The sequence below is a fragment of the Flavobacterium sp. genome, from assembly GCF_039595935.1.
Lineage (GTDB): Bacteria > Bacteroidota > Bacteroidia > Flavobacteriales > Flavobacteriaceae > Flavobacterium.
In genome coordinates, this window is sequence record NZ_JBCNKR010000004.1 from 671356 (window position 1) to 691300 (window position 19945).

Consider the following 19945-nt stretch of genomic DNA (forward strand, 5'->3'; position numbering starts at 1 on the left):
TCAAAAAAAAATTAAAATTTAAAATATTCTTTAGCGTTGTTGTATGAAATATCTGCAACTAATTTTCCAATCCATTCCATATCATTTGGAAGTTCTCCTCGTTTGATTTCATCTCCCAAAAGATTACATAAAATGCGTCTGAAATATTCGTGTCTTGGAAATGAAAGAAAACTTCTTGAATCTGTAAGCATTCCAACAAAACAGCTGATTAATCCCATATTTGAAAGCGCGTTTAACTGCTTTGTCATTCCGTCTTTCTGGTCTAAAAACCACCATCCAGAACCTAATTGTACTTTTCCGCGAACACTTCCGTCGTTGAAATTTCCAATCATAGTTGCCATAACTTCGTTATCAGCCGGATTTAAGTTGTAGATAATTGTTTTAGTCAATTTATCTTTGCTGTCTAAAGCATTTAAAAATCCTGATAATTTTTGAGCCTGAGGATAATCTCCAATAGAATCCCAACCTGTATCTGGCCCTAAAATTCTGTGCATACGGGCATTATTGTTACGTAAGGCTCCTAAATGAAATTGCTGCACCCATCCAAATTCATGATACGTTTCTGATAAGAATAATAAAACGGCACTTTGGAATTTTAAAGCTTCTTCTGGCGTCACTACTCTGTTTTCTCTTTTCTTTTTGAAAATAACATTGATTTCAGATTCTGTAAATTCTTCAAAATAAATCTGATCTAAACCGTGATCGCTTAATTTACAGCCATTCAGATTAAAAAACTCAATTCTGTCTCTTAATGCCGAAAGTAAATCAGCGTATGTATTAATTGCAATTCCGGACACATCCCCTAATGTGTCCAGATATGCATTATAACCATCGTTTGAAATTAAGATGGCTTTATCAGGTCTGAAAGCTGTACTCATTTTAAATCCAATTGGATTTTTATTCACTTTGTGGTGAAATTCTAAAGAATCAATCGGATCTTCGGTAGTACAAACTAATTCAGCGTTTACTTTTTTAAGAAGGTTTTGCGTGCTGTATGCCTGAGAATTTATTTTTTCTGATGTTTCGATATAAATTTTCTCAGCATTTTTTTCATTTAATAAATCATAAATATCAAAATAACGCGCTAATTCTAAATGTGTCCAGTGATACAAAGGATTACGCATTGTATACGGAACAGTTTTTGCCCAGTTTAAGAATTTATCTTTATCAGAGCCATTTCCGGTTACAAACTGCTCGTTGATCCCTAATGTACGCATTGCACGCCATTTATAATGATCTCCTTTTATCCATACATTGGTAATGTTATCAAAAATCTTATCCTCTGCAATAAACTGAGGATTAAGGTGATTGTGATAGTCAATAATTGGCTGGTTTTTAGAGTAAGTGTGATACAACTCTTCAGCGTATTTATTTTCTAGTAAAAAATTATCGTGTATGAATGTGTTTGAGCTCATGTCTTTTTAAAATATATTTTTGAGAATTATTCTTCGTTTGAAGGTTTTCCAATTGTGGCAAGGATTCCACCGTCAACATATAAAATATGACCGTTTACAAAATCACTCGCTTTAGATGATAAAAATATGGCGGCTCCGGCTAAATCACTCGGATCTCCCCATTTTGCAGCCGGTGTTCTGCTTATAATAAAATCGTTAAACGGATGTCCGTCAACTCTAATTGGTTTTGTTTGTTCTGTAGCAAAATAACCCGGACCGATTCCGTTGATCTGAACATTGTATTTTGCCCATTCTGTTGCCATATTTTTTGTCAGCATTTTTAACCCTCCTTTTGCAGCAGCGTAAGCCGAAACTGTATTTCTTCCTAATTCACTCATCATCGAGCAAATGTTGATGATTTTTCCTTGTCTTCTGTTGATCATTCCTTTTGCAACATGTTTAGAAACGATAAACGGACTTACTAAATCAATATCAACTACCTCTCTGAAATCTGAAACTTCCATATCCAATAATGGAATTCTTTTAATAATTCCCGCATTGTTGATTAAGATATCGATTGGCCCTACTTCGCTTTCAATTTTAGCAACAGCGGCTTTTACTTCGTTTTCTTCAGTTACATTAAATTTGTAACCAACTGCATCGATTCCTTCGCTTTTCAATTCAGCTACAGCATTGTCAATTTTTTCCTGAGACGAATTTCCGTTTACCACAATTGTTGCTCCGGCTTGTCCAAGTCCTTTTGCCATTGCCATTCCCAGTCCGTGTGTACTTCCTGTGATAAGGGCAATTTTTCCTTTTATATCAAATAAGTTTGTCATTTTCTTATCTTAAATCAGTGATTTTACAAACATCCATATCTCCGTAATCTAAATTTTCACCCGCCATTCCCCAGATAAAAGTATAATTGCTGGTTCCTGATCCTGAGTGAATTGACCAAGGCGGAGAAATTACTGCCTGATGATTGTTCATCCAGATATGTCTTGTTTCCTGCGGCTGTCCCATAAAATGACAAACTGCCTGATTTTCCGGAATATCTAAATAAAAATACACTTCCATTCTGCGGTCGTGTACGTGTGCCGGCATAGTATTCCAAACACTTCCAGGTTTCAATTCCGTCATTCCCATTTGCAATTGGCAGGTTGTAACCACACTTCCAATAATCATTTGGTTTACTGTACGGTGATTTGCCGTTTCCATTGTTCCCAACTGTAATTTATTAGCTTCAGCTAAACTTACTTTCTTGGTAGGATATGTTGTATGTGCCGGTGCCGAGTTGATGTAAAATTTAGCCGGATTTTTACTGTCGGCACTTTTAAAAATTACTTCTTTATTTCCTGCTCCAATATAAAGAGCATCTTTAAATCCTAATTCATAAGTTGTTCCTTCTACTACAACAGAACCGTTTCCGCCAACATTAATGATTCCTAATTCTCTTCTTTCTAAAAAATAAGGCGCTTTTAGCGGATCGATTGTTTCAAGAGGTAAATCTCCTTTTACCGGAACTGCAGATCCTGCAATATATCTGTCGTAATGAGAATAAACTAATACGATTTCATCCTCCTGCATTAAGTCGTCGATTAAGAATTCTTCTCTCAACTGCTGTGTATCATATTTTTTTACAGCTTCTGGGCTTGATGCGTATCTTGAACTATACTTTGTCATAATTTTAATTTAATGTAATCGATTGCACAAATTTAATTTTTTATATTGAAAAACCATAATTCCAATGAAATTATTTCAAAATAAAGTTAATTATAGATTTGTAATCGGACGGTATTTTGGCACTAAAGTTTTCATTACAACCCAGCCTATTAAATAACAAACTGCACAGATTGAGAAAATAATCATATATCCTGAATTTATACCGTTTACAACTGTATCTCCAGATGTAGACAAATGTTTTAAGAAATCTCCCAGATTACCTACTCCCTGCTCTTTTAAAAATACTTTAGCAGTTTCCGGATCTAAAAACTGAGGATATTTTTCTAACAATGGCTGACCGTTTACTAAACTCCAGTTTTTCTGTGTATAATCAAATAAAACTCCTGAACCTTTGTTTATTAAAGTTGATCCTAAACCTCCTGCTAAACCTCCAATTCCTGTAATGGTTGCAATTGCTTTTTTAGGAAACATATCGCCTACAGTGGTAAAAATATTGGCCGACCAGGACTGATGCGCAGCACCTGCAATTCCGATGATAATAATTGGAACCCAGTAACTAATATATCCTAAAGGCTGTGCGATTAGAGCCAATAAAGGGAAAAATGCAAAAATTAACATCGCTTTCATTCTTCCTTCGTATGGGTTCATTCCTTTTTTTCTACGAAATAAGTTGGAAGCCAGCCTCCTATAATAGACAACAATGTAATCGCATAAAGAATAAATAAAGGCAGTGCCGATTGAGTGGAATCCATTCCGTAAACAGAACTTAGATAAGCCGGAGTCCAGAACAGGAAAAACCACCAAACACCATCGGTCATGAATTTACCAAAAGCAAATGCCCATGTCTGATTGTATTTTAAACATTCTATAAATGAAACTTTTGAAGTTTTTTCAGGAACATAACCTTCAATTTTACTATCAGCAATTTCATCCTGCTGAATATAAGCCAGTTCTTCTGCACTTACTCTTGAATGTTTTTCTGGTTTATCATACATAAACATCCAAAACCCCATCCAGATAAATCCTAGTGCTCCAATGATAATAAAAGACATTTCCCAACCGAATGATTTTGCAATAAACGGAATTGAAATTGGTGCTGCTAAAGCACCTACAGTTGCTCCTGCATTAAAAATACTAGTTGCAAAAGCCCTGTCTTTTTTAGGAAAATATTCTGCCGTAGTTTTAATGGCTGCAGGAAAATTTCCTGCTTCTCCAATTGCCAGAATAAGACGGGCAAAAATAAACAATGTAACACTTACACTGATAACTCTGCTGGTATCGCTAAGAGCTCCTATTATTTCTTTCGAACCTTCAAAACCAACAAACCAATTACCTGTAATAACTCCAGAAGTAGCAATTCCGCAAAAAGCATGAAGACAGGCTCCTATTGACCAAATTCCAATTGCCCAAAGAAATCCTTTTTTAGTATCTAACGAATCCACAAATCTTCCGGCAAATATTAATGAAATGGCATAAAATATTGAAAACAAAGCGGTAATATCACCATAGTCAGTATTAGTCCAGTGAAATTCCGGCGCAATAAATTCGCTCCATGTTAATGAAAGAACCTGTCTGTCCAGATAATTAATTGTGGTGGCAAAAAACAACAGTGCGCATATACTCCAACGGTATTTCCCTGCAGCTTTACTATTTTGGTTTACTGTAACAGTATCAGTTTGATTCATGATTGTGTGGTTATTATAGTTAGATATTTTTCTTTTGAAATCAATACACGAAATGCATAATTTAACCTCATTAGAATCAACTGATTAAAATTATATGATCGCAATAATGTAATCGATTGCACAAATATAGTTTTTAATCTTTATATTCCAAATAAATTATATATAAAATTATTTTCTGTATCAAATTTAAGACATTGCGTAAAAAAAAGAACTCAAAATTACACATTAAACAATATATTTGTTAAAAGCTAACAGGCTAAATTTATCCGTATTTAGGGGTAAAATTGTACCGAAACCCTGTAAATGTAATAGGCAATTTATTACCTTTCGCTTATTGGATTTTATTTTAAAATCTATCTCAAAAATGAAATAAACAATTGTAAAACAAATAATTAAATTAAAATTGAAAAACACAAAAAAACAATATTTAAGAAAAGCCGCTTTATTATGTATTCTTTTTTCAGGAATATTTCATACAAACGCACAAAATCAGGTACTGCCTCTATGGAACAAAATTCCGGATGAAATTAAAGCGCCAGATTATAAAGAGAAAGAAGTTGTAAATGATGGCAAAGTACAAAGTACAAGTATGGTTACAAAACCTACTCTAACAGCATTTTTTCCTTCGGTAACAAAACCCAATCGAACTGCAGTAATTATTCTGCCGGGCGGCGGTTATCAGCATTTAGCGATTGATAAAGAAGGCACAAAAGTGGCACAGTGGTTTAATAGTTTAGGAATTCCGGCTTTTGTACTGAAATACCGTCTGCCGAGCGATTTAATCATGAAAAACAAAAATGTTGGCCCACTTCAGGACGCACAGGAAGCCGTTCGTTATGTAAGACAAAATGCTGCTAAATGGAATATTGATCCTAATAAAATTGGAATTTTAGGTTTTTCTGCAGGAGGACATTTAGCTGCAACTTTATCAACACATTACGATGATAAAGTGTATGAGTCTGATTATAAAGTAAGTGCGAGACCTAATTTTTCTCTTTTAATTTATCCTGTAATTTCCATGCAAAATGACATTACTCACAAAGGCTCGCAAATTAACTTGTTAGGAAATAATCCTTCTGAGGATTTAATAAATTCATTTTCAAATGAAAAGAGAGTTACTACACAAACACCTCCAGCTTTTTTAATTCACGCAACCGACGATACTGTTGTGATTCCTGAAAATAGTATAAACTACTATTTAGCCCTTAAGAAAAATGGAGTTACAGCGGAGTTACATTTATATGAAAAAGGCGGTCACGGTTTTGGTTTAGGCGTAAATGACACCAGTAAAAACTGGACAAGAGAATGTGAAGAATGGCTGAAGGCGAATAATTATTAATCGTTAATTGTTGATGGTTGATGGTTTGTCGTTTACTTTAAACCTACGGTTTATTGCATAAAAAAAGGTTTTTAGAAAGGGTCTTTAACCTAATCTAAAAACCTATAAAAAATTTAGACATTTGTATTATTTGCAAATTTCTACAAGTTACCCACTAAATGAATATGTCTTATTTTTAAAAAATTAAAAAAATTGTTTCTCCAAAAACAGTTTAACGTTAAAGATCTAAAAAGTGATAAATCATTATCTCAGTATCTCAACGGTGACAAATCTAATTGAGGTTTTTCAATTCCTATTACGGGTTTTCCGTATTTCTTCAAAAAGCATTAAGATTTTAAATTTTTATTCTGATAAAGATCAAAATAGAATTTTAAAATCTTTTCTTATTCTAGATTAAGCCAAAGCAAAATCGGAACTAATAAATTTGCATAGTAAATTAAAAGTTCTGTCAAAAACTGAAATCAAAATAAAAAAGAAAACCTTAGTTTCTCAGCATCTTAGAACCTCAGAATCTTTCTTATCCTAGATTAAGTTGAAACAAAATTGAAACTAATAAATTTGCATAGTAGATTACAAGTTCTGTCAAAAACTGAAATCAAAAATAAAAAAGAAAATCTTAGAATCTTAGCATCTTAGAACCTCAGAATCTTTCTTATTCTAGATTAAGTTGAAACAAAAATGAAAGCAATAAATTTGTAAAGTAAATTAGAAGTTCTGTCAAAGCTAATTTTTAAAGTGAAGAAAACTTAGAAACTTAGCATCTCAGAACCTCAGAAACTAGAAAAAAAATGAAAACTCTTGAATTCTTATTACTCGGAAAAAACGAAGCAATTCTGGCTATTTTACTTCGCCTTGTAAATGCTTATGAAGACTGGAACGCAGTTTCTTTCAGCAATGAAACAGAAGCTCAGGAATATTTTCAGAATCACAAAATCGACGTCGTTCTTTTGAGTTCCGGAATCGAAGATCATGTCGAAAAAGAATTTAGTTCATTTTGCTTAAAACATCAGCCAGACGTAGAAGTAATTGAACATTTTGGCGGGGGAAGCGGATTATTAAAATCAGAAATTCTTCACCGATTACATCTTAAAGGAAAAATTTAGGCGCCCATTTTTCTCTTTTAAAAATTCACTAAAAGCATAACGAAAATTCATTTAACGAATATCCAATTTTATTGACGATATATCGCTAGGATCACTATTGCCTTTTCTGAAAAAACCTTTTAAAATCAATACATTATAAACAAGGCATTTAATTTGAATGCAAAAAACTGAAAGTCAAATACAAAATATTTTTAAACCTTTTAATTAACAACAAAATCACATTATCATGAAAAAATTAATCCTAACAACAGCATTATTATTAGTAACTTTTATTGGTTTCGCACAAAAACCAAGCCCGGCATTATTAGATCCAACAAATCATACTTTAGTTTTAATTGATTACGAAAGCCAGATGGCATTTGCAGTAAGCAACATTCCAATCGATCAATTACGTAACAATACCGCTTTAGTAGCTGGAGCATCAAAAATATTTAAAGTACCAACTGTGGTAACAACGGTTGCCGAAAAATCATTCAGCGGACCTGTTTTCAGAGAAATTGAAGAATTCTATCCTCAAAAATCTTCAAACTATATCGATCGTACTACAATGAACACCTGGGAAGATGTTCCTGCCCGTAAAGCCATTATTGCTACAGGTAAAAAGAAAATCGTATTTGGCGGTTTATGGACAAGCGTTTGTATTGTTGGACCAGTATTATCTGCAATCAACGAAGGTTATGATGTTTATGTAATTACAGATGCAAGCGGTGACGTTTCTAAAGAAGCTCACGAAATGGCTGTAACCCGCATGGTTCAGGCTGGTGCTCACCCAATAACTTCATTACAATATTTATTAGAATTACAACGCGACTGGGCTCGTCAGGAAACTTATGTACCTGTTACCGATTTAGTTAAAAAATACGGTGGTGCTTATGGTGTTGGTGTTCAATATGCACACGAAATGTTGAAACATTAATTTAATTTTAGAAATTAAAAATTGAGAATTAAAAATTAAAAGTTTAAATAAAGCTGTCATTAAAAACAGATTCAATCTTTTCAGTTTTTCACGCAGATTTAGCGGATCTAGGAGATTTTTTTAATTTTTAATTCTCAATTTTTAATTAAATGTCCAAAACCAAACAAAAACCTCCACTATGAAACTCTCTTTCAAAATATTAGCTTTTCTTTTACTTATTTCCCTTCCTGGCTTTGGTCAAAATAAAAAAGCGACTCTTATTGTGCATCATGCTGTAATTCACACTTTAGACAATAAAAATACAATTGTAGAAGCTATGGCGGTTGCCGATGGAAAAATCCTAAAGACAGGCACAAACAGCGAAATCTTAAAATTAAAAGACAAAAAAACCACTATAATCGATGCTAAAGGAAAAACCATTATTCCCGGAATATTCGATTCTCACATGCACATTATCCGCGGAGGAAGATTCTTTAATACCGAATTGCGCTGGGACGGCGTTCGTTCTTTAAAAAGAGCTTTAGCAATGTTAAAAGAACAGGCGCAAAGAACTCCAAAAGGACAATGGGTTCGTGTTGTAGGCGGATGGAATGCTTACCAGTTTGAAGAAAAAAGACTGCCCACTTTAGCTGAAATCAACGAAGCAACAGGCGATGTTCCAACTTTTATTCTTCATTTATACGGACACGCTTATTTGAACAAAGCAGGTTTAGAAGCTTTAAAAATCGATGCCAATACGCCCAATCCAAATGCGGGATTAATTGAAAAAGATCCAAACGGAAATCCAACAGGCTTATTAGTTGCAGAACCAAATGCTTTCATTTTATATTCGACACTGGCGAAACTTCCAGAATTAACACAAGAAGAAAAATTCAATTCGACCAAACAATTTATGACCGAAATGAATCGTCTGGGCGTAACGGCAATTATGGATGCTGGAGGCGGATTTCAAAACTTTCCCGATGATTATGGCGTAACAAATGGTTTATGCAAAGACAGCGATTTAACCATTAGAATGCCTTATTATTTGTTTGCACAAAAAGCTGGAAGCGAATTAAACGATTATACCAAGTGGATTAATACGGTTGAAATTGGCGAAGGCTGCGACGACCATGATTCAGACAAAGTTGAATATCATGTTCAGGGTGCCGGAGAAAATCTGGTAATGAGTGCCGGAGATTTTGAAAATTTCGATAAACCAAGACCAGAATTAAGCCCGGCAATGGAAGGACAATTAAAAGAAGTTTTGTCTTTATTAATTAAAAACAGATGGCCATTTAGAATTCACGCTACTTATAACGAAAGCATTACAAGATTTTTAAATGTAATTGAAGATATCAATAAAGAAACGCCTTTAAACGGTCTTTTATGGTTCTTTGATCACGCTGAAACAGTTTCTACAGAGAACTTAAAACGTATTAAAGCTTTAAACGGAGGAATCGCAATTCAGCATAGAATGGCGTATCAGGGCGAAAGTTTCATCAAAAGATATGGAAAAACCGCTGCTTCAAACACAGTTCCGTTAAAGAAAATATTCGAATTAGGAATTAAAGTAGGAATGGGAACTGACGGAACTCGCGTGGCAAGTTACAATCCGTGGGTTGGTTTGTATTGGTTAACAACCGGAAAAACTTTGGGCGGTTTAAAATACATGAATGACGAAAATATTGTAGACAGAACGACTGCTTTAAAACTATTTACTTACGGAAGCGCTCAGTTAATTAATATTGAAAAAGACAGAGGAATGCTTACTGCTGATAAATTGGCTGATTTTTCAATTCTTTCTGATGATTATTTTAATACATCTGAAGAAAAAATCTTAAACATCGAATCAAAACTGACAGTGGTAAACGGAAAAGTAGTTTACGCCGACAATGATTTTAGAACTTTCGCCAACGAAAAACCAAAAGCAATTCCAGACTGGAGTCCGGTAAATTACTTTGGAGGTTATCAAAAAAATTAAACCATGCAAAATACATTCAGAATATTGCTGCTTTTGGGATTCATTTTTACAGCCCATGCACAGCAGAAACCCGTTTTTCAAAAGCTGCGATATAATGATGATTTCACTTATCTAAAAGCCGATTCGACGAAAAACTTATACGAGAAAATCAAATATATTCCGCTAGGAAAAAACGATAAATTCTACGCCTCGATTGGCGGTGAAGCGAGACTGCAATATACTTATACCGTTAATAACAAATGGGGAGACGAAATTGATGAAAACGATGGCTATTTATTATCACGTTATTTGCTTCATGCCAATGTTCAATTGGGAGCTTTCAGAACCTTTATTGAATTACAAAGCAGTTTAGCAAATGGCAAAACAGATCCAAGTCCGGTTGATGAAAATCAGTTAGACATTCATCAGGCTTTTCTGGATATTGATTTTATCCGAAAAGAAAATGAACAGTTAACACTCCGTTCTGGAAGACAAGAAATGTTATACGGTTCTCAGCGTTTAATCGCAGTGCGCGAAGGTCCAAACAGCCGACTTGCTTTTGACGGATTGAAATTATTCTATAAAAAAAACAATTGGCAGTCAGACGCTTTTTTCACGCATCCAATTGCCAATAAACAAGGAACATTTAACGATAATTTTAATGAAAATGCCAAATTCTGGGGAAGTTATACGGTAATACATAAAGTCCCTTTTATTGAAAATATTGATTTCTATTATTTAGGATTATGGAAAAGCCGATCTGTTTTTGATGATGCCATTGGCGAAGAAAACAGACAATCTATCGGAACACGAATCTGGAAAAACAAAGGAAACTGGAAATATGATTTTGAAGGTTTGTACCAATTCGGAAACATCAATCAAAAAACAATTTCGGCGTGGACACTATCTTCTTTTGCCTGTTATACTTTCGAAAATATAAAATTCAGTCCAGAAATAGGACTTAAAACAGAAATCATTTCGGGTGATAAAAACTCTGGAGATGGTGATTTACAAACCTTTAATCCTTTATATCCAAGAGGCGCTTATTTTGGGTTAGTAGCTTTAATTGGCCCATCAAATTTAATAGATGTTCATCCATCCATTAATTTCAGTTTATCCGAAAAATGGGGACTTGGAATTGATTATGATATTTTCTGGAGACAAACCTTAAGTGACGGTTTATATGCACCCAACATGCAGCTTTTATATTCCGGGAAAGACACAACAGAACGTTTTATAGGCTCTCAGTTGATTTCAAATCTAAATTATGACATGAATAATTATCTAGGTTTTACTCTGGAAACGGGATGGTTTAATGCAGGTTCATTTTTAAAAGAAGTTGGTTCTGGAAAAGATTATTTTTATGCAGCGTTGACAGCACAATTTAAGTTTTAATAAAAGAACCGAAGGTTCGATGCATTTTGTAGAGACGGATTTCAATCCGTCTGAGCGAAAAGATTATTTTGTAAAGCGTTGACAGCACAATTTAAATTCTAAATTTGTGTAATTCAAAATCCAAATAATGGAGAAAAAATATTCCGCTGCCATTTATCCTTCGCAAGATGTTATTGATTCTGTCAAAACAATGAAAGATTATTTAAAAAGCAAAATTGATTGGTATAACAGCTGTAATTCTGTTGGACATATTACGATTTGTGAATTCACAATTGACGAATCCGAAATTAAAAAATACAAACAAAAGCTTTTTAAAATCTGCGATACATTTACTTCATTTCAAGTTTATTTAGATCATTTTGGATTTTACGAAAATGCCGGAGCCTTTTTTATAGCTCCAAATGAAGATTCTAAAAACGCCCTGAAACCAATTATGAAAAAGGTTCAGGAATCTTTAAAATCTTTAAAACTCAAAAAGAGTGATGATCCGCATATGTCAATCGGCAGGAAATTAACTCCAGAAAATCTTAAAATTGCATCACAGCTTTTCACTACAATCGATATTGATTTTTTATGCAAAGAAATTGTTTTAAGAGAACTTGATCCTGTCAAAAAACAGTTTTTTGTAATTGATACTTTTTCATTTAATGGAAATGTTCAGCCTGAGTTTGTTCAGGGAAGTTTGTTTTGATTTTTTTTTACAGAAAAACGTATAATTTGTCATTTCGAGGAACGAGAAATCTGCGCAAGTAGCTCCGTAATCTTAATCGACAATCTTTGTAGAGCTACTTGCGCAGATTTCTCCTTTCGTCGAAATGACATAAAATGCGAATAAATACTTTGAAAACCTTTCGATCTTCGTTCCTCGCAAAGACTAACCTCTGTGCAAATCTGTTTTTACCTGTAAAATCCGTGTGCCAAAATTTTTTGTATATTTGAATTTTACAATTCGAAACAATATGAAATCTCTAGATTCATTTTACCATGATATTACCGTAGGTTCAACCGTAGAACCTACTTCGTTATTACCAAACGACATTCAAAAAGAAATCGGTCATTTTAATGTTTTTGATATTAAGGAGCTTTTAGAACGCATGAAAGGAAAACCCGGAATGCCTTATGATAGAAGAGCTTACTATAAAATAAGTTTAATAAGAGGACATAATAAAGCAGAATACGCGAATAAAATAATTGAAATAGAAAAACAGGGATTGTTATTTGCAACACCAAAAATTCCGTATAATTATCTTCCACAGGATACTAATCAGGGTGGACAGTTTTGCGTATTTACAAGTGAATTTTTATCGAAAAGTAAAAGCGGAATCGATTTGGACGAACTGCCTATTTTTGCTTCAGACGGCTATCCTATTTTTCAGTTATCAGATGAAGAAGTTGAAGAAGTAGCGTTGATTTTCAAAAAGATACAAAAAGAAATCAATTCAGATTATATTTATAAATACGATTTAATTCGAAATTATGTTGCTGAGCTGATTCATTTCGGACAAAAATTACAGCCAATAACAGCTTTATATTCTAAACACAATTCAGCAGCGAGAGTTTCCTCTTTATTTGCCGAATTACTTGAAAGACAATTCCCTATCGAATCACCGCATCAACGATTAGAGCTTAGAACTGCAAAAGATTTTGCTGCAAGATTATCTGTTCATGTCAATCATTTAAACAAAGTTTTAAAAGAAAACACCGGAAAAACCACAACAGAATTAATCAGCACCAGATTAACAAACGAAGCGAAAATCCTTTTAAAACAAACAGATTGGAATATTTCTGAAATCGCTTATTCACTTGGTTTTGAAGAACTAGCACATTTTTCTAACTTCTTCAAAAAACAAACTTCTTTTACGCCGATTGCTTTTAGGAGTTAATTTTAGATTGCGGATTGTAGATTTTAGATTTTAGATTGTAGATTACCGCAAAGCTTGTCCTCCTGAGCGAAGTCGAAGGATCGCATGCTAAATCCATACAGTACGTCCTACTTTGCGCGTCCTTCGACTTCGCTCAGTAAGACATAAAATGAGAATTAGAATTTTTAATTATCAATTTTTAATTTTTAATTCCAATATCTGATTTGAATTTCGCAAACATCGGTTTGATATTTACAATTCCCCACATCTACTTTGCTCCTACCTTTGTCTTATCAATTTAAAAGATCAAAAAGATGAATTTATCAAACAACAAAATTTTAATAACAGGCGGTGCAAGCGGAATTGGACTTGGACTTACTGAAAGATTTATTCAGGAAAACAATACCGTAATTATTTGCGGCAGAAGAGAATCTGTTTTAAACGAAGTAAAAGCAAAATTTCCAACCGTAATTACAAAAGTATGCGACTTATCTTTAGAAGAAGAAAGAATCGCACTTTACAAATGGATCTCTGAAAACCATCCTGATTTAAACGTATTAATCAACAACGCCGGAATTCAAAAATGGATGTCGATAACAGATACTGATTTCTACGAAAATATGAAAACGGAAATAAGTACTAATATTGAAGCACCGTTACATTTAACTTCTTTATTTATTGAATTGAAATCTTTAACAACTGTAATGAATGTAACTTCTGGACTGGCATTTTCTCCTTTTGCAAAAGTTCCGGTTTATTCAGCTACAAAAGCGTTTTTTAGATCGTTTACACTTTCACTTCGTCATTTGCTAAAAGCAAAAAACATCGAAGTAATCGAAATCATTCCACCAGCATTAAATACTGATTTAGGCGGAATTGGATTGCACGATGCACATCCAAGCGTAAGCAGTTTTATAGAATCTATTTTCGAACAGTTAAAAGAAGGAAGACCTGAATTGACTTTCGGAACCAGCGAAACAAGATTAAATGCAAGCGCAGAAGAATTAAGAAATCATTTTAATGCAATGCACTCTTAAATTATGAATTATGAATGGTGAATTGTTAATTAAAAAAGACAAAAAAGAATTTGACATCTCACCTCCACATTTAACAATAAACCATTAACAATAAACCATTAACAATAAACCATTAACAATAAACCATTAACAATTAACCATTAACCATTAACCATTAACAATCAACCATTAACAATTAACCATTAACAATTAACCATTAACAATCAACCATTAACAATCAACCATTAACAATTAACAATTATAAAAATGGCAGTAAATACAAAAATAGCTCTTGTTACCGGAGGCAGCAGAGGTTTAGGAAAAAATATGGCAATTGCAATTGCTAAAAAGGGACTTGATGTAATTATAACGTATAACAGCAAAAAAGATGAAGCAGATGCTGTTGTAAAAGAAATTGAAAACTTAGGACAGAAAGCCGCATCACTTCAATTAAATGTTGCTGACTCAGGAACTTTTGATGCTTTTTTTGAAGCAGTTAAAACAACTTTAAAAGACACATTTAAAACCGATAAATTTGACTTTTTAATAAACAATGCCGGAATCGGAATCCATAATTCTTTCATTGGAACTACGGAAGCTGAATTTGATCAATTAACTAACATTCAGTTCAAAGGTCCATTTTTCCTGACTCAAAAAGGATTAAATGTAATGAATGACGGCGGCGGAATTATAAATATTTCTACTGGTCTGGCAAGATTTTCATTTCCCGGTTATGCAGCTTATGCTTCTATGAAAGGCGCAATTGAAACCTTAACCAAATATCAGGCAAAGGAATTAGGCGCAAGAAAAATCAGAGCCAATGTGGTAGCTCCAGGCGCAATTGAAACTGATTTTGGAGGCGGAGCTGTTCGTGACAATGAACAATTAAACCAGCAAATTGCATCAGTAACGGCTTTAGGAAGAGTTGGTTTACCAGATGATATTGGGGGTGTTGTTGCCTTTTTATGTACTGAAGATGCTCGTTGGGTAAATGCCCAAAGAATAGAAGCTTCTGGTGGAATGAATTTGTAATTTATTTATTTCTGTTGAGAGAATTAAACCCGACAGGTTTTGAAAACCTGTCGGGTTTGCTATTTTAAAACGAGTAATTTTTTTATCCTATCTGAATTGTTTTGATTAAGTTACCCTCTGTATCAAAAAGGAGACTATAATTTTTTCCATCCTTTTTGGTTTTCACTTCATAAGTCATTTTATTTTTGGCGTCTACAACAGAATAAGCTTCTCTGGCAGGTACAGCGGGAGTTTTTACCTTTACTTTAGATTTAGTTTTTGATTTCGTATTTGATTTAATCGGATAATTGGCATCAAGGTAAGCTTGTATCTCTTTTGGCAGTTTACTACCTGGAATCTGCTCTTTATAGGCTTTAAAATTTCCATTGCTTTCATAAACAGCATAAGCCTGAGTATTTCCTGTGGCTTTAAACTTTGCTATAAATGTAATATCATCTTCTTTAGCTCCATATTGCATAGACCAATTTGGATTTTTTTTAGGATATTGCTTTTCAAAAGCTTTTATAATGTTTTCTGACGGAAGAAGAATGCTTTGTGACATTAAAAAGTTACACCACAAAAAGGTAAAAAAGAAAAAAACGTTTTTCATATTCAAAAAATTACAATTAAAAATTGTGGTAAAATTACTACATTTTATGATAAAACGAAATAAACTTTGAGATTTTTAAAAACAAAACAAAACCCGATAAGCATAAGACTCATCGGGTTTGCCGTTTTAAATATAATTGAATTAGTAAGTGTTCGTTAATTTTTTTCTATGCTAACATCAAAGCCTCCATTTTGATCAAAAACAACATCATAAAATTTAGAATCTTTTTCTATGCCCACTTCATAAGTCGTTTTATTTTTATCATTTACAACAACCGCAATTTCTCTTATCGCTTTTAGTGAGTAATTTTTCTTCAAATAGTTCTGTGCCTTTTGTGGCAGCTTGCTTAATGGAATTTGCTGTTCAAAAGCTTTTAAAACGCCTAAGTTGTCATAAACCGCAAGCGCTTTGACATTTTTATCTGTGTTGAATTTTGCTTCGTATCTAATTTCATCATTATCATCGCCAACATAATCAATAGACCAAACCGGAACTTTGTTTGGATATTCTTTTTCAAAAGTAAATTTCACTTTTTCAGGCGGTGTTACTACTTCATTTTGTGCACTTAAAAAACCGCTGCAGCATAAAATTATTATTAAAAGTATGTTTTTCATGATTTGACTATTAAATTAAACAACCAAAAACAGCGTAATAAAATTATTACTTTTTAAATAATTTCCAAATATTTTTTAATAAAAAGAATATTACTTTTTCAGTCTGTCGGTCAATTCCCTTTTGTAGGTTATTCCAATAGGTAATTTTTCATTTTTAATAATGACAAAATCTTTTTCAGTAGTGTCAATTTTGTCCAAAGCCACAATATAAGATTTATGTATACGCATAAAATTTTTCTCCGGAAGACATTTTTCGAGTTCGGTTGTCGTAATTGAGGCCAGATATGTTCGTTTTATCGTATGAAGTTTTACGTAGTTTCCAAAACTCTGCGCGTACAAAAGCTGATCTAATTCGATATCAATAAAATAACCGTCAATTTTTACAGAGATAGAATTTACTATAGCTTCTTCTTCCTTTGCTTTTACATTTTCTGTTGAAAAAAAGCGGTCAACAGCTTTCAAAAATCTTGGAAAATAAATAGGTTTCAGCAAATAATCAATCACTCCGTAATCGTAACTTTCAAGTGCAAATTCAGAATAAGCTGTGGTTAAAATAGTTTTAGGATGATTGGGAATAATTTTCAATAATTCCATACCTGAAATTTCCGGCATATTAATATCCAAAAACATCAAATCAACTTTATTTTCTCTAAGATAATCCATTGCTTCAATGCCATTATATCCCTGAAAAACCAATTCTAACTGCGGATTTTGTTTTATATAATTGGCTAAAACATAATGCGCTGCCGGCTCATCATCAACAATAATGCATTTTTTTGGATCTCTCATTACGCAAATCTTTTCAACTGCAGTTTTAAATCAACAATATAAGTTTTTTTGTTTTCCTGAATATCGAGTGTATAATTTTTTCCGAAAATTAAATTCAGTCTTTCGATTGTATTTTTTAAACCAATTTTGGTAGAAACAACATCTGTTTGTTTTGTCGGAATTGAATTTACAACATGAAGATGAAGCTGTCCGTCTTCAACAGTAATAAAAATCTGAACGAAACATTTTTCAATCGCGCAGGTTCCGTGTTTAAAGGCATTTTCTATAAATGCAATTAAAAGCATTGGCGAAATTTTATAGGCATTTTCGTTGTCAACTTTAGAATCTAAAGTAATATCACAACGATAGCCAACACGTTCTTTTTCAAGCTGAACGTAACTGTTTATAAACTCTAATTCGTCTTCTAAAGATACACATTGTTTACTGTTACTTTCTAATTGATAACGCATTAATTGTGAAACCTTCATAATTAAATCCGGCGTTCTGTCCGGAAATTCTAAGCTGATTCCGTAAAGCGTATTAAAAGTATTAAATAAGAAATGTGGATTCAATTGTCCTTTTAAAGAATTCAACTGCATTTGGTTGAAAAGCAATGCTTCTTCGGTGCGTTTTCTGTGGATTCTGTAGAATTTAAAAACAATAATCGGACTCAGAATACAAACCAAAGTTCCCAAAACGCTTGCCAATTGGTACAAATAACTTCTTTGATGCGAGTTTTGATAGAAATAAAGATTTTTAAACATATCCAGCATGGTAATCTCATACAAAACTATTGAGAAAACAAGAACGCCAAAAAGCGTTAAAAGCAGATAAGTAAAGGGACGACGGGTTTTGAATAGTATTGGAAAAAGAAAGAAACGATTGAACTGGGCATGCATGTAAAGAATACAGTAAAAGAAAATGCCCATTAATACAGATGTTAAAGAACTAAATAACATCCAGTCGTTTTTCAGGGTATATATGGTGAAGGAAAACGCGACGACGGCAATTTCCTGCCACCACTTGTTATCCAGAATATTATCAAATTTTATGCTCATTTTTTCAACTTAAATAGTTCACAAAGTACGGACAAATATTTAATTATTATTTCTAAAAAATGACCAATTGAATTGGTCATTTTTAATTGCAGTACATCACTAAACCTGACTTTTATCAGCATAAGAGAAATAAATTTGTCGCATAATTTCACACTTGAGTTTATGTATTTCAAAAAAATTACCTTATTATTTTTCTTGATTTTTGCCTCAATCGGTTATTCTCAAACCTTGTCTTTAAAAGAAGCAATAAAAACAGGGCTTGAAAATTACGGGTCGGTCAAAGCAAAAAGCAATTACACCAACGCTTCAAAAGAACTCTTAAAACAAACTCGCCGTGATTATCTGCCGAATCTTAATTTATCGGCACAGCAGGATTACGGAACCGTAAATGGACAAAATGGACCATTATACGGATTTGGTGGTTTAGGAGTGGCTTCATCAGGACTTCCGTTGCCGGAACAAAACTGGAATTCGGCTTTTGGCGCACTTTATCTGGTTAACATGAACTGGGATTTTTTCACTTTTGGAAAAACACAGGAAAGAATCAATTTGTCTAAAATTGATGTTCAGGCTAAAGAAAAAGATTTACAGCAGGAAAAATTCCAGCAGGAAATCAAAATTTCTGCTGCTTATTTGAATTTATTAGCGAGCCAGAGATTGTTGATTTCGCAGCAGAAAAATCTGGATCGTGCCGAAGTTTTCAAAAAGACAGCGGTTGCGAGAGTTAAAAACGGATTATTGGCCGGAGTAGATTCTACATTGGCTACAGCCGAAGTTTCAAAAGCTAAAATTGCTTTAAATCTTGCTCGTAACTTCGTAAAAGAACAAAACAACAAACTGGTTGATTTAATGGGCGTTGCGCCACAGGATTTTGTTGCCGATACACTTTTTGTAACGCAGATTCCGAAAGAATTAATTAAGGAAAATGCCGCAACAGACAGTCTTCATCCATTATTACAATACTATAAAACAAAAATAGATTACAGCAATCAGCAGGTTAAACTGTACAAACGTTTTTATTACCCAACAATGAGTGCTTTTGGTGTTTTACAAACCAGAGCTTCGGGATTTGAAAATAGTTATGCGACAGACCAGCATGCTTTTAGCAGAAATTACTGGGATGGCGTGAATCCGGATCGTACCAATTATTTGGTTGGAGTTGGGATTACATGGAATTTAACGACGCCTTTTAGATCAAGCAAACAAGTAAGCGCTCAGAAATTTGTTTCTCAGGCTTTACAGGAAGAATACAATCAGGCCGACAGAGAACTGAAATCGCAGTTGACTTTTGCTGAAGATAAAATCAAAATTACGCTTGAAAATTATGCCGAAGCGCCAATTCAGGTTGATGCCGCAAAAAGAGCTTACATTCAGAAATCGACTTTATATAAAAACGGTTTAACCGATTTAACTGATTTGACACAAACGATTTACACTTTAAACCGTGCCGAAATCGATCGTGATATTGTCAATAATAATGTATGGCAGTCGTTCTTGCTGAAAGTTGCTGCAACGGGCAATTTTGACTTATTTATAAATGAATTTTAAT

At 33.4% G+C, this 19945-nt stretch carries 17 protein-coding genes and 1 pseudogene; 10 read left to right on the top strand and 8 right to left on the bottom strand.

Annotated elements, in window-relative coordinates; genetic code table 11:
- Window positions 1-11 precede the first annotated feature (11 nt).
- From uxaC to ABDW27_RS02980, 4 genes and pseudogenes are all read right to left on the bottom strand, one after another.
- Window positions 12-1415, bottom strand: coding sequence for a glucuronate isomerase (uxaC, locus tag ABDW27_RS02965; protein ID WP_343694567.1), 1404 nt, complete (start codon window positions 1413-1415; stop codon window positions 12-14).
- A gap of 26 nt (window positions 1416-1441) precedes the next feature.
- Window positions 1442-2233, bottom strand: coding sequence for a gluconate 5-dehydrogenase (locus tag ABDW27_RS02970; RefSeq protein WP_343694568.1), 792 nt, complete (start codon window positions 2231-2233; stop codon window positions 1442-1444).
- Between the two features lie 4 nt (window positions 2234-2237).
- Window positions 2238-3077: a 5-dehydro-4-deoxy-D-glucuronate isomerase gene (gene kduI / locus ABDW27_RS02975; RefSeq protein ID WP_343694569.1), complete on the bottom strand. Its 840-nt coding sequence runs from the start codon at window positions 3075-3077 to the stop codon at window positions 2238-2240.
- Between the two features lie 90 nt (window positions 3078-3167).
- Window positions 3168-4762, bottom strand: a pseudogene (locus ABDW27_RS02980) (MFS transporter).
- Window positions 4763-5165: 403 nt separating this feature from the next.
- On the opposite strand from ABDW27_RS02980, the gene ABDW27_RS02985 reads away from it, so the two are divergent.
- From ABDW27_RS02985 to ABDW27_RS03025, 9 genes are all read left to right on the top strand, one after another.
- Window positions 5166-6101: an alpha/beta hydrolase gene (locus ABDW27_RS02985; protein WP_343694570.1), complete on the top strand. Its 936-nt coding sequence runs from the start codon at window positions 5166-5168 to the stop codon at window positions 6099-6101.
- Between the two features lie 788 nt (window positions 6102-6889).
- Entirely contained in the window at window positions 6890-7204 is a 315-nt protein-coding gene (locus tag ABDW27_RS02990) for a hypothetical protein (RefSeq protein ID WP_343694571.1), read from the top strand.
- A 226-nt stretch (window positions 7205-7430) separates the two neighbouring features.
- The gene (locus ABDW27_RS02995; RefSeq protein WP_343694572.1) at window positions 7431-8120 is read left to right on the top strand and encodes a hydrolase; all 690 of its coding nucleotides are present in this window, start codon (window positions 7431-7433) and stop codon (window positions 8118-8120) included.
- 178 nt (window positions 8121-8298) lie between these two features.
- Window positions 8299-10083, top strand: a complete 1785-nt coding sequence (locus ABDW27_RS03000) for an amidohydrolase (protein ID WP_343694573.1) — start codon at window positions 8299-8301, stop codon at window positions 10081-10083.
- A gap of 3 nt (window positions 10084-10086) precedes the next feature.
- Window positions 10087-11457, top strand: coding sequence for an alginate export family protein (locus tag ABDW27_RS03005; RefSeq protein ID WP_343694574.1), 1371 nt, complete (start codon window positions 10087-10089; stop codon window positions 11455-11457).
- 127 nt (window positions 11458-11584) lie between these two features.
- Entirely contained in the window at window positions 11585-12148 is a 564-nt protein-coding gene (locus ABDW27_RS03010) for a 2'-5' RNA ligase family protein (protein WP_343694575.1), read from the top strand.
- Window positions 12149-12416: 268 nt separating this feature from the next.
- A complete protein-coding gene (locus tag ABDW27_RS03015) occupies window positions 12417-13340 on the top strand; it encodes a helix-turn-helix transcriptional regulator (protein WP_343694576.1) in 924 nt (307 codons plus the stop codon).
- A gap of 293 nt (window positions 13341-13633) precedes the next feature.
- A complete protein-coding gene (locus ABDW27_RS03020) occupies window positions 13634-14356 on the top strand; it encodes an SDR family NAD(P)-dependent oxidoreductase (protein ID WP_343694577.1) in 723 nt (240 codons plus the stop codon).
- A gap of 246 nt (window positions 14357-14602) precedes the next feature.
- Window positions 14603-15367, top strand: a complete 765-nt coding sequence (locus ABDW27_RS03025) for an SDR family oxidoreductase (RefSeq protein WP_343694578.1) — start codon at window positions 14603-14605, stop codon at window positions 15365-15367.
- Window positions 15368-15449: 82 nt separating this feature from the next.
- On the opposite strand, the gene ABDW27_RS03030 is transcribed toward ABDW27_RS03025, so the two are convergent.
- The 4 genes from ABDW27_RS03030 to ABDW27_RS03045 all read right to left on the bottom strand — a co-directional run bounded on the left by ABDW27_RS03030 (window position 15450) and on the right by ABDW27_RS03045 (window position 18396).
- A complete protein-coding gene (locus tag ABDW27_RS03030) occupies window positions 15450-15908 on the bottom strand; it encodes a hypothetical protein (RefSeq protein WP_343694579.1) in 459 nt (152 codons plus the stop codon).
- 203 nt (window positions 15909-16111) lie between these two features.
- Window positions 16112-16570, bottom strand: a complete 459-nt coding sequence (locus tag ABDW27_RS03035) for a hypothetical protein (RefSeq protein ID WP_343694580.1) — start codon at window positions 16568-16570, stop codon at window positions 16112-16114.
- 90 nt (window positions 16571-16660) lie between these two features.
- The gene (locus ABDW27_RS03040; RefSeq protein ID WP_343694581.1) at window positions 16661-17359 is read right to left on the bottom strand and encodes a LytTR family DNA-binding domain-containing protein; all 699 of its coding nucleotides are present in this window, start codon (window positions 17357-17359) and stop codon (window positions 16661-16663) included.
- Entirely contained in the window at window positions 17359-18396 is a 1038-nt protein-coding gene (locus ABDW27_RS03045; RefSeq protein WP_343694582.1) for a histidine kinase, read from the bottom strand. Before ABDW27_RS03045 ends, ABDW27_RS03040 begins: the two co-directional genes overlap by 1 nt.
- Window positions 18397-18558: 162 nt before the next feature.
- Here ABDW27_RS03045 and ABDW27_RS03050 point away from each other — a divergent pair, with 162 nt between their 5' ends.
- Window positions 18559-19944 (top strand): TolC family protein, encoded by a 1386-nt coding sequence (locus tag ABDW27_RS03050; RefSeq protein ID WP_343694583.1) that lies wholly within the window; start codon window positions 18559-18561, stop codon window positions 19942-19944.
- Window position 19945 lies beyond the last annotated feature (1 nt).